Source organism: Arthrobacter sp. P1_A5 (assembly GCF_056406825.1).
Window position 1 is genome coordinate 1 of the sequence record NZ_JBFTZL010000093.1, and the last position, 14,003, is coordinate 14,003.

Genomic DNA, 14,003 nt, shown 5'->3' on the forward strand with positions numbered 1-14,003 from the left:
TTTCGGGTCTTGGCCGGCAGACCGGCCTTTACTTTTGCACGCCCGGCACGGGGCGCCTTCACTTCCTCAGGAAATGAACTGCGGCGTGCGCACGCAATCCAGCTTTCAGGAGCCCAATGAACGCCGTCCAGAGGTTCATCAGAAGCAGAGTGCTTTTGCTGACCGCGTCCATTTTGATCGTGGCCATGTGCCTGTCCGTGCTCGTCCAGGGTCAGTCCCAGGCGGCGCTGAGCAGGACCGTGGACCAAAACTCCCGGGGGCTCTATGACGTCCTGGTGCAGGCCAAGGCGAAGGATAACGGCGGCCTGATGCAGCCCGACATCGCCACCGGCCAGGGCGGCATCAGCTTCGAGCAGCTGGATTCGATCCGCAAGCTCACCGGCACCTCTGTGGCCGCACCCATCAGCCTGGTCTCGCGCGTGACGCAGAACCTGGAGTCGCCGCGGCTGGACGCCACCGACTACCTGGGCTTCAACGCGGGCCTCGCGGGCACCTCCGGCGACCCGACCGCCACGGATCCGAGCAAGTGGCCGGCCGCGGAATCGGTACTGAGCGACACGCCGAAGAAATACCGCCTCACGGCCAGTGCCGTCAGCTCCGACGGCCACTCCGACCAGACCCTGTTCAAGACCACGGCCGAGGGCTCCCTCGGCAAGGCGAAGCTGGTCGAGGAACAGGTTGAGGGCGGCAAGAACGTCCGCATCCAGGGCCCGGAGGGCGAGACCGGCATCAAGTTMCCCACCCCGGCCGGCGGCTCCGAGCACAACCTCTTCAACCTCTCCGTTTCCCTGCCGATGGCTCCGCAGGTGACCGAGTCCGTCGTCGCCGTCGACCCCGTCTCCGAACGCGCGCTGCTCGGCACGGCCGGTGACTTCCTGTCCCCGCTGGAGAAAGCCCCGCCCGCGGACGCACGCAACGCCGGCGCGATCGGCCGGCACTTCGAGAGCCTCTTCACCAACGGCATCAGCATGGATGAACTCAAGGAAGGCCCAGACTTCCTCGGCGTCAAGCTCAAGTACTGGGCACCGCTGATGACCCAGTACCAGCAGGCCAAGCGCGACGGCCAGCTCACCGACGATTCGCAGGCCATCCCGCTGATCGTGCGCTCGGGCACCGCCCTGGACCTGAAGTACTCGGTCAAAATCGAGGAAATCGACGACTCCGGCAACGTCACCAAGGACGTCGGCACCGTGACCCGCTCGCTGGACAAGGACTACCTGCCGTTCGTTTCCAAGTCCCCGTTCGCCCTCGCCTGGCCCGGGTCCAAGGATCTCTCCCAGCTCATGGGTGACACCGGATCCTTCAGCCAAGGCCTCTACAACCCGGCCACCTGGACCACCAACTTCGCCGCCGCCCCGGCGTATAAGGACGGCGAAACCGCCGCCAACGGCGCCGTTGACAAGAGCGCCACGCCCGGTGACTGGGTCACCGTGAACCGGCTGCCGGACAAGGCCGCCAACGGCGAAGCCGTCGACCAGACCCAGCGCGAGCCGGTAGACGAGCGCTCCTACCGCCAGAACCTCGAAACCGGCAAGAAGCTGGCCACGCCGCTGGCCATGGTCTACGGCACCTTCGACGCCGCGAACGTCAAGGAAGCTGCCGGCGACGTCAACCGGCTGCCCCTGGGCGGCTATGACCCCGCGCCGTTCACCCTGACCAAAGACGCGTCGGGCAAGGACGTCAACACCGAACTCAAGCCCTCGCTGAGCGCCACGGGGCTGGTCAGCCAGTCCGCCGGAGCCATCACGGACTACTACGGCCTCGCCGCCGCCCGCGGCTACGATGCGAACGCCAACGTGATCGACGCCGTCCGGGTCCGCGCCAAGGTTCCGGGCAGCTGGAAGCAGGCACAGCCCGAGGTGGAGAAGCTCGCCAACGAGATCCGCGACATGGGCCTGCAGGCCACCGTGGTGGCCGGTTCGGCCCGCGAAGACGCCAGCATCGCCGTTCCCGGCTACTCCAAGGACGACGCCGGCAAGGAATCGCCGCTGGGCACCGTGCAGCAGTCGTGGGTCCGCCAGGACGCCGCGGACGCCGTGTCCGGCTCGCTGACCGCCACGAACCTGACCCTGCTGTTCCTGACCCTCTGCGGTGCTGCCCTCCTGACCGGAGCCTCCACCGTCAGCTACATCCGCAAACGGCGCAGCGAGGCCGGTACTTTGCGCGCCATGGGCTGGACCCAGCGCAAGATCCGTTCCTGGGTGCTGGCCGAATTCGGCGTCGGCGCCGCGCTGCTTGCCGTCGTCGGTGTCGTCCTGAGCCTGATCAGCTGGAGCACCGCCACCGCGGTGGTCTCGGCGTCGGTCCTGGTGCTGTACGCCGGTGCCGCGTTCGTCGCGGCGCAGCAGCTGCGCCACCGCGACGTCGTGGACCAGGAGCCGCAACACGATGAACGGCTCATGGCGGTCGATTCCCCGCTGACCTTCGCCAACCGGCAGCTGAGCACCAACAAGTTCAACACCATCTCACTGGCTGTTGCCGTCGGTGTCTTCGCCGCGGCCGTCGGCGGACTCGTCGCCCTGCTGATCGATATTCCGCGGGCCGCCGGCGCCAGCGCCCTCAGCGGGCTGGCCGCGGCGAGCATCGCCCTGCCCAGCATCATCTTGGGCGTGTCCGGTGTTGCCGTCGGGCTGCTGCTGACCATGGTCACCGGCCGCTTCGAGCTGCAGGCCAAGCGCCAGTACCTCGGCACGCTGCGGGCCATGGGCTGGAACCCGGACATGCTGGGCCAGGTGCGCTTCTTTGAAAACGCCATGGTGGGAACCGTCGCGCTGCCGCTGGGTGTTGTGGGCGCCCTCGGCATCGGCCTCCTCCTGGCACCCTACGCCGCGCTGTGGGCCGCAATTGCCGGTCTCGTAGCTGTACTTTGCTGGATTCCGATTGCAACGAAAGTGGTCCAATGACTAACGAGCTGAACCTTGACCGGGAGGCACACGACCGGATGACCGCCAGCACCCGTCGCGGTGCGCACAAGACCCGCGCCAACACGATCGTGAAGGCCACGGACCACGCCACCCCGCTGGAACTGAGCAACATCACCATCCATTACGGCGGCGGYAAGGGCGGTGCCGAGGCCGTCAACGTCGTGGACGACTTCAACATKACTCTGCATGCCGGCGAAATGCACTGCGTCGCGGGCCGCTCCGGCTCGGGCAAGACCAGCATCCTGACCGTCGGCGCGGGACTGACCCTGCCGACGTCGGGCCGGGTGTTCTGGGAAGGTGACTCGCTCGAGACCATGGGCGACGACGAGATCGCCGACCGCCGCCGGGCCCTGATCGGCTACGTCGACCAGGGCGGTGCCCTGATCGACGGGATGAGCGCGCTCGAGAACGTCCTGCTGCCGGCCGTGCCGGACGGCGAGGTCGAGAAGCGCCGCGACATGGCGAAGGACCTCCTGGACCTCGTGGGCCTGGGCCGGCGCATGCGCCACCGCCCGGCGCAGCTTTCCGGCGGTGAACGCCAGCGCGTCGCAATCGCCCGGGCGCTCATTCTCGGCACCCGCGTCCTGGTGGTCGACGAGCCCACGGCCAGCCTGGACCGTGCCGCGGCCAACCGCATCATCAGCATCCTCAAGGACACCACCTCGGACGGCATTGCCGTGCTGGTGGCTTCACATGACCACGAACTGGTCCGCCAGAGCGATACCCTCACAGAACTGATCTAGATTTAGACCGTGACTTCAACTGATCAGACCCCGTTCTACATCACCACGGCCATCACGTACCCCAACGGGGTGCCGCACATCGGCCATGCGTACGAGTACATCGCCACCGATGCGATGGCCCGGTTCAAGCGCCTGGACGGGTACGACGTCTTCTTCCTGACCGGCACTGACGAGCACGGCATGAAGATCGCCCAGACCGCCGAGAAGGAAGGCGTCACGCCCAAGGAACTGGTGGACCGGAACGCCGAGATCTACAAGGCGGCGCACGCGGCCCTCGGGGTTTCCTACGACCGTTTCATCCGCACCACGGATGCCGACCACTACGCGGCGTCGCAGGCCATCTGGAAGAAGATGGAAGCCAACGGGGACATCTACCTGTCCAAGTACGAAGGCTGGTATTCGGTCCGCGACGAGGCGTTCTACGTCGAGGACGAGACCGTGGTCAAGGACGACGGGATCCGCTACTCGCGCGAATCCGACACCGAGGTCACCTGGACGGCCGAGGAGAGCTACTTCTTCCGGCTCTCCGCCTATCAGGACAAACTGCTGGCGCTCTACCAGGCCCACCCGGAATTCGGCGCCCCGCAGTCCCGCTTCAACGAGGTCATCAGCTTCGTCCGGCGCGGTCTGGAGGATCTCTCCATCAGCCGCACCACGTTCGACTGGGGCGTTCCCGTGCCCGGCAACGACAAGCACGTCATGTACGTGTGGGTCGATGCGCTGACCAACTACCTCACCGGGGTCGGCTACCCGGACGTCGACTCGGACTCCTTTAAGAAGTTCTGGCCGGCCGACGTGCACGTGATCGGCAAGGACATCTCCCGCTTCCACGCCATCTACTGGCCGGCGTTCCTCATGAGCGCCGGACTGGAGCTGCCGAAGCGGATCATGATCCACGGCTTCCTGCAGAACAACGGCGTCAAGATGTCCAAGTCGCTGGGCAACGTGGTGGCCCCCTCGGACTTCGTGGCCCAGTACGGCCTGGACCAGGTCCGCTACTTCTTCCTGCGCGAGGTCCCCTTCGGCGCGGACGGCAACTACAACCACGAGGCAATCGTGGGCCGGATGAATTCCGACCTCGCCAACAACTTCGGCAACCTGGCCCAGCGGTCGCTGTCCATGGTGGCCAAGAACTGCGAGGGCCGCGTGCCCGCGCCCGGCGCATTTTCCGCCGAGGACACCGCGATTCTGGCCCAGGCCAACGGACTGCTGGACGCCGCCCGGGCCGCGTTCGAGAAGCAGGAGTTCAGCCGCGCACTGGAGGCCATCTGGGCTGTCCTGGGGGACACCAACGCCTACTTCGCCGAGCAGGCCCCGTGGGTGCTGCGCAAGACCGACGTCGAACGCATGRRCACGGTGCTCTACGTGACGCTCGAGGTGCTGCGGATCGTCGCGATCCTGGCCCAGCCGGTCATGCCGGTGGCGACGGCGGCGATCCTGCACACGCTCGGCCAGCCCGAGGGCGGGGCGCGCCAGTTCTCGGCCCTGGGCACTCCGATCGCCGCCGGCACGGAACTGCCCGCCCCGGCCCCGGTGTTCCCGAAGTACGAGGAACCCRCCGAAGCCTGAGCCCCCCACCCGGACGCTCCCGCAGATCCGGCGGCGTTTCGAGTGACGCTCCCGCACTTCCGTTTCGGAAGTGCGGGAGCGTTTCGTCTTTTCCTGCCGAAAGTGAGGGAGCGCCCGTAGGGGTGGCCGAATAGTGAGACAACTTGACCAGAATGTGGATCACTTGGCTACCCTGAAAATATGAGCGCATCCACGATTGATCTGGCAGTCATCCCGGGCGACGGCATCGGCCCGGAGGTCACCGCCGAAGCCCTGAAGGTCCTTGAAAAGGCCGCGGCCGCAGAAGGGATCGTGCTCCAGCAGACCCACTACAAGCTGGGTGCGGAGCACTGGCTCGCGACGGGGGAGACCCTGCCCGCGGCCACCCTCGCCGACCTCCGCACGCGCGACGCCATCTTGTTCGGCGCCGTCGGCGCGGCCCCCGGCGACACCCGGATCCCCTCCGGCATCATCGAGCGCGAGCTCCTGCTGAAGCTGCGCTTCAGCCTGGACCACTTCGTCAACCTGCGGCCCTCCCGCCTGTACGCCGGCGTCGGCAGCCCGCTCGCGAACCCCGGCGAGATCGACTTCGTCGTCGTCCGCGAAGGCACCGAGGGCCCCTACGTGGGGAACGGCGGCACGCTGCGCGCGGGCACCCCCCACGAGGTGGCCACCGAGGTGTCCCTGAACACCGCCCACGGCGTGGAGCGCGTGGTCCGCGACGCGTTCCGCCGGGCCAACGACCGCCCCCGCAAGAAGCTCACCCTGGTGCACAAGCACAACGTCTTGGTCTTCGCCGGCCAGCTCTGGAAGCGCACGGTCGAGGCCGTCGCCCAGGAGTTCCCCGACGTCACGCACGACTACCTCCACGTCGACGCCGCCACGATTTTCATGGTCACCGATCCGGCCCGCTTCGACGTGATTGTCACCGACAACCTGTTCGGCGACATCATCACCGACCTCGCGGCGGCCGTGACCGGCGGGATCGGCCTCGCCGCCTCCGGCAACCTCAACATGGACCGCACAGCGCCGTCCATGTTCGAACCGGTCCACGGGTCCGCCCCGGATATCGCCGGCCAGCAGAAGGCCGACCCCACCGCGGCCATCCTCTCCGCGGCGCTCCTGCTCGACCACCTCGGTTTCGCCGGCGCCGCCCGGAAGATCGAGGCGGCCGTCACGGCCGACGTTGAAGCCCGCGACGGCGCCGTCCGCACCACCAGCGCGATCGGCGACGCCATCGCGGCGGCGCTTTAGGCCCGGGCTGCATTTCCTGGACTGCAGGCGACTGCGGACACCGCAAAACCGTGCTGCCAACGGGCGTAAGCTTGTTTCGAATCACCAATATGCTGCCGTGGTCCGAGGGTGAACCACGTTCCCACACCAGGCAGCCGATCGTGGAGGAACCATGACTCAGACTGCCCATGGCGTCGAATTCACCCAGCACCTGTCGGAGACCCCGAAGTCTGCTGAAGAGCGTGCCGCCATCCTGGCAAACCCGGGATTCGGCGACTATTTCACCGACCACACCGCGATTGTGGACTACAGCGTCGACGCCGCCGGCAACGGCGGCTGGCACGACGCGCGCGTTGAGCCCTACGGCCCGATTTCCCTGGACCCGTCCGCCGCCGTGCTGCACTACGGCCAGGAGATCTTCGAGGGCCTCAAGGCCTACCGCCACGCCGACGGCTCGGTCTGGACGTTCCGGCCCGAGGCCAACGCCGCCCGGCTGAACAAGTCCGCCCGGCGCCTGGCCCTGCCCGAACTCCCGGAAGAATACTTCCTCGGCGCCATCCGCGAGCTCGTCGCGGCAGACAAGGACTGGGTCCCCGCCGGCGACGGCGAAGCCCTGTACCTGCGGCCCTTCATGATCGCCACCGAGGCGTTCCTGGGCGTGCGGGCAGCGCGCGAGGTCTCCTTCCGCGTGATCGCCTCCCCGGCCGGCAACTACTTCGGCGGCGAACTCAAGCCCGTCTCCATCTGGATCTCGCGCGAATACGCCCGCGCCGGCCGCGGCGGAACAGGCGCCGCCAAGTGCGGCGGCAACTACGCTGCCTCGCTGATCGCCCAGCAGGAGGCCGAGGCCAACGGCTGCAAGCAGGTTCTCTTCCTGGACCAGTTCAACGACAACGCCGTCGAGGAACTCGGCGGCATGAACGTCTTCTTCGTCATGAAGGACGGCTCGCTCGTCACACCCGCGCTCTCCGGCACCATCCTGGAGGGGATCACCCGGATGTCCGTGATCCAGGTGGCCCGGGACATGGGCCGGGAAGTCACCGAACGCAAGATCACCCTGGACGAGTGGCGCGACGGTGTTGCCTCCGGAGACATTGCCGAGGTCTTCGCCTGCGGCACCGCCGCGGTCATCACCCCCATCGGTGTGCTCAAGGACGCCACCGAGTTCATCGGTTCCGAGGACGCCAAGGCGGGGGAGACCACCCTGGCCATCCGCGCCCAGCTGCTCGGGATCCAGACCGGCACCGTGGAGGACACCCACGGCTGGCTGACCCGGCTGGCATAGCCACAGAACGTCTAAGTGCTCGACGGCGGTCCCCACCTTCGGGTGATGGCCGCCGTCGGCGTCTGTGGTCCCGGGCTGAAGCCATCGACGCCCGATTCAATGCAAGGATGGGTCCGTGACCTCCGAGACATCCCGCGGCATTGTCCGCAGCAGTGAGCTGACCCGGTTCCGCCTCGCCCCGAATCCGGGCCCCATGAGCCTGGACGGAACCAACTCCTATCTCATTGCCGTCCAGGGGCCGGCGGCCAGGGTCGCCGTCGACCCCGGGCCCCTCGACGAGCCGCACCTGCAGGCGCTGGCCGGCGAGGGACCGGTCGAACTCATCCTGATCACGCACCGGCACGCGGACCACACCGCGGCCGCCGAGCGGTTTTCGGCCTTGACGGGCGCACCGGTCCGGGCCGCGGACCCCGCCCACTGCCACGGCGCACCCCCGCTGCAGGACGGCGAAACCATCCGGGCGGCCGGAACTGACATCCGGGTTCTGGCGACGCCGGGCCACACCTCGGATTCGCTGTGCTTCCACCTGCCGCAGGACGGCCCGCACGGCTCCGTGCTGACCGGGGACACGATTCTGGGCTCCGGAACCACGGTGCTGGACTACCCCGACGGCACCCTCCGGGACTACCTCGACTCGCTGGACCGGCTCGAACGCCTCGGGCCGGCCACGGTGCTGCCGGCCCACGGCCCGGTGCTGCCGGCCCTGGACGCCGTCGCCCGCGCCTACCGGGACCACCGGCGCGGCCGGCTCGAACAGGTCCGGGCAGCCCTCGCGGCACTGGGCGCCGACGCCGATGTCCGAGCCGTCACGGACGCCGTGTACGCCGACGTCGACCCCTCCGTCCGCCGCGCCGCGGAGCTCTCCGTCGCCGCGCAGCTGGACTACCTGCGCACCGAGGGGACGGTAGGCTAGGAACCATGCGTATCGCCCGGTTTGTAGTCGATTCTGATCCCCTCTACGGCATCGTGGAAGGTGAGCCCGGCAGTGAGGAAGTCACTGTCATCAAGGGCGACCCCTTCTTCCACGGCGTGGAACGAACCCCCGTGAAGCACAAGCTGGAGGACGTACGCCTGCTGGCGCCGATCATCCCCCGCAGCAAGGTGATCGGGGTTGGCCGCAACTTCGCGGAGCACGCCCGGGAGCTCGGCAACGAGGTCCCGGCGCAGCCCCTGCTGTTCCTCAAGCCCAACACGTCCGTGATCGGGCCCAACGATCCCATTGTCCTGCCGGAGTTCTCCGAGGACGTCTCCTTCGAGGCCGAGCTGTGCGTCGTCATTGGCCGGATCTGCAAGGACGTGCCCGAGGACCGGGTCGATGATGTGATCTTCGGCTACACCTGCGGCAACGACCTCACCGCCCGCGACGTCCAGAAGACGGACCTGCAGTGGGCCCGGGCCAAGGGCTTCGACACCTCGGCCCCGCTCGGGCCGTGGATCGAGACCGAGCTCGACACCGAGGACCTGCAGATCCAGGGCCGGCTCAATGGCGAACTGCGCCAGGACGGCAGCACGAACCAGATGATCCGCGGCGTCCGGGAGCTCGTCTCCATCGTCTCGCAGGCCTTCACCCTGCTCCCGGGCGACGTCATCATGACCGGTACCCCGGCCGGCGTCGGCGCCGTGCAGGCAGGCGACCGCTATGAGGTCGAGATCGAGGGCATCGGACGGCTCTCCAACCCGGTGGTCCGCCGCTAGAACTGTCCGTCAGGACCAAGAGCTCCGATTTCAGACAGCCGCCCCGTGGATCCACGGGGCGGCTGTCCGTTTCCGTGGCGGTATTTCCCTGGCCGCATTCCGGGCGGGTGGCGCTGGGAGAGATTGGTAATGTTGGTACCACTATGACTACTGCTTCCGCGGCCGACGCCGTTCCCAGCTCCGCCCCTGCTGCCTCCACCGGTGAAGTCACCGCTGACACCCCGGTCCGTGTCCGGTTCTGCCCGTCACCCACGGGCACCCCGCACGTCGGCCTGATCCGCACCGCCCTGTTCAACTGGGCCCACGCCCGGCACACGAAGGGCACCTTTGTGTTCCGGATCGAGGACACGGACGCGGCCCGCGACTCGGAGGAGAGCTACCAGCAGCTGCTCGAGGCCCTCAAATGGCTCGGCATCACCTGGGAAGAGGGCGTGGAAGTCGGCGGCCCGCACGAGCCCTACCGCCAGTCGCAGCGCCTGGACCTCTACAAGGACGTCGTGGCCAAGCTGATCGACGCCGGTTACGCCTACGAGTGCTACTCCTCGCCGGAAGAAGTTGAAGCCCGCCACCGCGCCGCCGGCCGCGACCCGAAGCTCGGCTACGACAACTTCGACCGCGAACTCTCCGAGGACCAGCTCGCCGCGTTCAAGGCCGAGGGCCGCCAGCCCGTGCTGCGCGTCCGGATGCCCGACGAGGACGTCACGTTCACGGACATGGTCCGCGGCGAGATCACCTTCAAAGCCGGCAGCATCCCGGACTACGTCATTGTCCGCGCCGACGGCTCCCCGCTCTACACCCTCGTCAACCCCGTCGACGACGCCCTCATGGGCATCACCCACGTGCTCCGCGGCGAGGACCTGCTCTCCTCCACGCCCCGCCAGGTGGTGCTGATCCAGGCGCTGATGGACATCGGCGTCGCGAGCTACATGCCGGTCTTCGGCCACCTGCCGTACGTCATGGGCGAGGGCAACAAGAAGCTCTCCAAGCGCGACCCCCAGTCCAACCTGTTCCTGCTCCGGGACCGCGGCTTCATCCCCGAGGGCCTGCTGAACTACCTCTCCCTGCTCGGCTGGAGCCTCTCCGCCGACGAGGACATCTTCACGGTGGATCAGCTGATCGAGCACTTCGACGTCAACGACGTGCTGGCCAACCCGGCACGCTTTGACATCAAGAAGGCCGAAGCCATCAACGGCACCCACATCCGCATGCTCGGCGCCGAGGACTTCCGCGGCCGCCTGGTGCCCTACCTGCAGGCCGCCGGTTTCGTGGGGGAGAGCCTCACGGACCGCGATGAGGAGATCCTGGCCGAGGCCGCACCGCTGATCCAGGAGCGCATCTCGCTGCTGGGCGAGGCCCCTGAAATGATCGCGTTCCTGTTCAAGGCCGACGACGCCGTCGACGTCGCCGACGACGCCCGCAAGGGTCTGCCGGAGAACCTCACGGAGGTGCTCGACGCCGCCCTGGCTGCCCTGGAGCCCGTTGCCGACTGGACGGCCGAGAACATCCAGGCCGCCCTGAAGGAAGCCCTCGTGGAAGGCCTCGGCGTCAAGCCGCGCCTGGCGTTCGGCCCGGTCCGCACGGCCGTCTCGGGCCGGCGGATCTCCCCCCCGCTGTTCGAGTCCATGGTCATCCTGGGCAAGGATTCCTCCCTGGCCCGCCTGCGCGCCTTCCGCGGCTGACATGCTGGCAGCGGGCCTGGGCGCAAGCGGTGTCAAAGGGATCCTCTTCGATATAGATGACACCCTGGTGGACCTCGAATTCGCCATGACGACGGCCCTCCGCGACGTCAGCGAGCACCTCCTGCCCGGTCTGGACGAGGCCGGGTGGGAGAGGTTCGGGCGGATCTTCACCCATGAGACCACCCACTTCTACGACCGCTACCTGGCCGGCGAGATCACGTTCAATGAACAGCGCCTGCTCCGCGGCCGGGCGGCACTGGGGTACTTCGGCGTCGAACTTGCCGACGGCGAACAGGCCCACCACTGGGTGAGTTCCTACGCGAGCCGCCAGCACGGCTACATCCGGGCGTTCGACGACGTCGGGCCCCTGCTGGACGCCCTGGATGCCGCCGGCATTCCCTACGGGGCCGTGAGCAACAACGTCCACGACTACCAGCGCGTGAAGCTGGACGCGGCCGGGCTGGAACGGATTACCGTTCTGGTTGGCACCGACACCGTTGGCGCCGCAAAGCCGGACCCGGCGATCTACCTCGAGGGTGTCCGGCGGATCGGTACTGGTCCCGGCCAAACGCTGTACGTCGGGGACAACCGGCTGCTCGATGCGGAAGGTTCGACGGCGGCCGGCCTCCTCGGCGTCTGGCTGAACCGCGGCGGGGAACCGGCCCCGGGCTTCCTGGGCCGCGAGGTCGGCTCCCTGCTGGACCTGCTGGCGCAGCCCCCGCTGTAACCGGCGCTGCAACCGGCACCGGAAGCTACCGTTATCCGGCCTGCCTCTTCCGCAGCGCCAGGAAGGCGCCAACGGCGCCAAGGGCCAGCACTGCGACGAGTCCCAGTGCCGTGGCGGCGTCGGACTGCCGGAGCAAGCTGGTGGGCGACACCGCGGCAGCTCCGGAATACAGCGTGCCGGTGCCATCGGCAATCCGGGCGTTGCCGTCAGCGAGCTTGTCCGCCCCCGTGGCCAGCTGCGAGGAGCCGGACGCCAGCTTGGTGCTGCCGGCCGAGAGTTCTGAGGCACCGGAGGCCAGGGCCTGGGAGCCGCCCAGCAGGCCGGGGTTGGCAGGATCGGCCGGATTGCCCTGGATCCCGGCGTTCAGGGCCACGGTTCCGTCGGCCAGGCGCGAGCTGCCCTCGGTCATCCGGGCGGCGGCCTTGAGCAGGCCCGGGTGCTCGGGGTCGCCGGGTACCCCGTCCATCCCGACCCGGATCCTGGACGTGCCGTCGGCCAGAAGCCGGGTGCCCAGCACCACGCCCGGACTGCCGGGGTCCTGGCTGTTGAGCTTCGCGGCCAGCGTCGCGAAGCCGGCCTTGAGCTTGCCCGTTCCTGCGTTCAGCTGGCCCGCGCCGTCCTGCAGCCGCCGCGCACCGGCCCGCAGCTGGCTGGCACCGGCGTCGAGCTTGTGCGCGCCCGCGGTGATCTTGGCGATCTTGTCCTTCACCACCGAAAGCGGAACGAGCCCCTTGACCGGGTCATCTGCCGCCGCCTCCAGCAGTTCCAGCGCCTGAGCCAGGGCCGCGGTCCCGGTTCCGGCCTCCGGATTGCCGTTGGCACCGCGGTAGCCCTTGAGCTGGTCCGTGCCGCCTGCCAGCGCGGCGGTGCCGCCGGCCAGTTGGGCCGCGCCGCCGTCGAGCCGGGTGGCCCCGTCGGCGAGGTTGTTCTCTGCGTTGCCCGCCGGCGTCGGCGTCAGCGCGGCCGAAAGCTGCACGGCCCCCGCCGCGAGCTTCTGCGCACCGTCGTCGACTTTGTAGACGCCGGGGGCCAGCTTGCTGGTGACATCGGCTTCGATCTTGACGGCACCTTCGGCCAACTTGCTGKCACCGRCCTGGAGCTTGTCCGCCCCGGGTGCCAGCTTGGTGCTGATGCCCGAGGAGATCTTTTCCGCCCCCGCGGAAAGTTTTCCAGCCCCGGTATCGGCCAGGCTGGCGCCGTTGGCGAGTTTCCCGGCGCCGTCGTCCAGCTGGCCGGCTCCGGCGGACGCCTGGGCGGCCCCGTCCCTGAGCTTGGCCGAACCGTCCGTGATGCGGCCCGTGACGAGGGTATAGAACCCCAGCAGGGCAATGAGCAGCAACGCCAGGGTGGCGATGGCGAATTGCTGCGCACGGGTCCGGGTCTTGCTGATAGCGGCACGACTCTGTGGCACATGATTCCTCTCGACGTTCCCGCCGGCAGCGGCTCCGCTGACGGCCACCCCAGCAGCTGTGACGCAGCTAACACCGGAAAATGAGCGCAAAGCTGCCCGCAGCGGAGTGGGGGAGGGGTGGTTACTCGTTGGTAACTTACCGAGCGTAAACGTGGTTCCGCCGGATTGGCAAGGGCTGGCGCGGGTATTGCCGCCATCGGCGCCGCGCGCGGCCCGCCCCGGCGGCGCGATCCCGCCGCCCTGCGCCCGATTTGTGGAAGTGAAAACTCTCGGGTAAAGTAATTACTCGTGCTGAGGCGCCGGGAGCGAGGGTTTAGGCCCAAGCATCCGGAGCGAAAGTGCCTTTGGGATATGGTGTAATTGGCAACACTACGGTTTCTGGTACCGTCATTCTAGGTTCGAGTCCTGGTATCCCAGCTCTGAAGTTCCGCGGGTTTCCGCTGAAATTCGGAAGTTTTGAATCGGCTGGTCCGATTTGAAACGGCGGCCAAATGTATGAAACAATCATTTGGCTTGAATGGCAGAAATGCTGTTCAGGAAGTACGCGGCCCCATCGTATAGCGGCCTAGTACGCTGCCCTCTCACGGCGGTAACGCGGGTTCGAATCCCGCTGGGGTCACAATGAAAACGGTCCCGGGCATCAGCCCGGGGCCGTTTTTCGTTTCCCGGAATGGCTGGGCTTCCAGGCGAGACTCGTCCGCCGGCGTATTGCCGGGCGCGCCGGGTCCCGCTAAGCGCTGCGCATGGCGCTATGGTTC

10 protein-coding genes and 2 tRNA genes are annotated in these 14,003 nt (G+C 67.9%); 11 read left to right on the forward strand and 1 reads right to left on the reverse strand.

The features are described from left to right. Positions 1-116 precede the first annotated feature (116 nt). The 9 genes from AC1D1S_RS13195 (at position 117) to AC1D1S_RS13235 (ending at position 11,834) form a co-directional block, all read left to right on the forward strand. The gene (locus tag AC1D1S_RS13195; RefSeq protein WP_476994670.1) at positions 117-2,903 is read left to right on the forward strand and encodes an ABC transporter permease; all 2,787 of its coding nucleotides are present in this window, start codon (positions 117-119) and stop codon (positions 2,901-2,903) included. Next, the gene (locus AC1D1S_RS13200) at positions 2,900-3,667 is read left to right on the forward strand and encodes an ABC transporter ATP-binding protein (RefSeq protein WP_476994671.1); all 768 of its coding nucleotides are present in this window, start codon (positions 2,900-2,902) and stop codon (positions 3,665-3,667) included. The genes AC1D1S_RS13195 and AC1D1S_RS13200 overlap by 4 nt, the downstream gene beginning before the upstream one ends. 9 nt (positions 3,668-3,676) lie before the next feature. After that, positions 3,677-5,236: a methionine--tRNA ligase gene (gene metG / locus AC1D1S_RS13205; RefSeq protein WP_476994672.1), complete on the forward strand. Its 1,560-nt coding sequence runs from the start codon at positions 3,677-3,679 to the stop codon at positions 5,234-5,236. A 180-nt stretch (positions 5,237-5,416) separates the two neighbouring features. Beyond that, a complete protein-coding gene (locus tag AC1D1S_RS13210) occupies positions 5,417-6,469 on the forward strand; it encodes a 3-isopropylmalate dehydrogenase (protein ID WP_459385149.1) in 1,053 nt (350 codons plus the stop codon). 151 nt (positions 6,470-6,620) lie between these two features. Continuing rightward, complete coding sequence (locus tag AC1D1S_RS13215; protein ID WP_018773524.1) at positions 6,621-7,733, forward strand: branched-chain amino acid aminotransferase; 1,113 nt, start codon at positions 6,621-6,623, stop codon at positions 7,731-7,733. Between the two features lie 115 nt (positions 7,734-7,848). Beyond that, entirely contained in the window at positions 7,849-8,646 is a 798-nt protein-coding gene (locus tag AC1D1S_RS13220; protein WP_476994673.1) for an MBL fold metallo-hydrolase, read from the forward strand. Positions 8,647-8,651: 5 nt separating this feature from the next. Beyond that, positions 8,652-9,428 carry a fumarylacetoacetate hydrolase family protein gene (locus tag AC1D1S_RS13225; protein ID WP_243177113.1) on the forward strand — a complete coding sequence of 259 codons (777 nt, stop codon included), beginning with the start codon at positions 8,652-8,654 and terminating at the stop codon, positions 9,426-9,428. Positions 9,429-9,571: 143 nt separating this feature from the next. Continuing rightward, on the forward strand, positions 9,572-11,107 hold the full coding sequence (gene gltX / locus AC1D1S_RS13230) for a glutamate--tRNA ligase (RefSeq protein WP_476994674.1): 1,536 nt from the start codon (positions 9,572-9,574) through the stop codon (positions 11,105-11,107). 1 nt (position 11,108) lies between these two features. Beyond that, on the forward strand, positions 11,109-11,834 hold the full coding sequence (locus AC1D1S_RS13235; RefSeq protein ID WP_243177115.1) for an HAD family hydrolase: 726 nt from the start codon (positions 11,109-11,111) through the stop codon (positions 11,832-11,834). A 31-nt stretch (positions 11,835-11,865) separates the two neighbouring features. Here AC1D1S_RS13235 and AC1D1S_RS13240 read toward each other — a convergent pair whose 3' ends face one another. Beyond that, positions 11,866-13,245, reverse strand: a complete 1,380-nt coding sequence (locus tag AC1D1S_RS13240) for a hypothetical protein (RefSeq protein ID WP_476994675.1) — start codon at positions 13,243-13,245, stop codon at positions 11,866-11,868. Positions 13,246-13,590: 345 nt separating this feature from the next. Here AC1D1S_RS13240 and AC1D1S_RS13245 point away from each other — a divergent pair. Next, a tRNA-Gln gene (locus tag AC1D1S_RS13245) sits at positions 13,591-13,662 on the forward strand. Positions 13,663-13,791: 129 nt separating this feature from the next. Further along, positions 13,792-13,864, forward strand: a tRNA-Glu gene (locus AC1D1S_RS13250). Positions 13,865-14,003 lie beyond the last annotated feature (139 nt).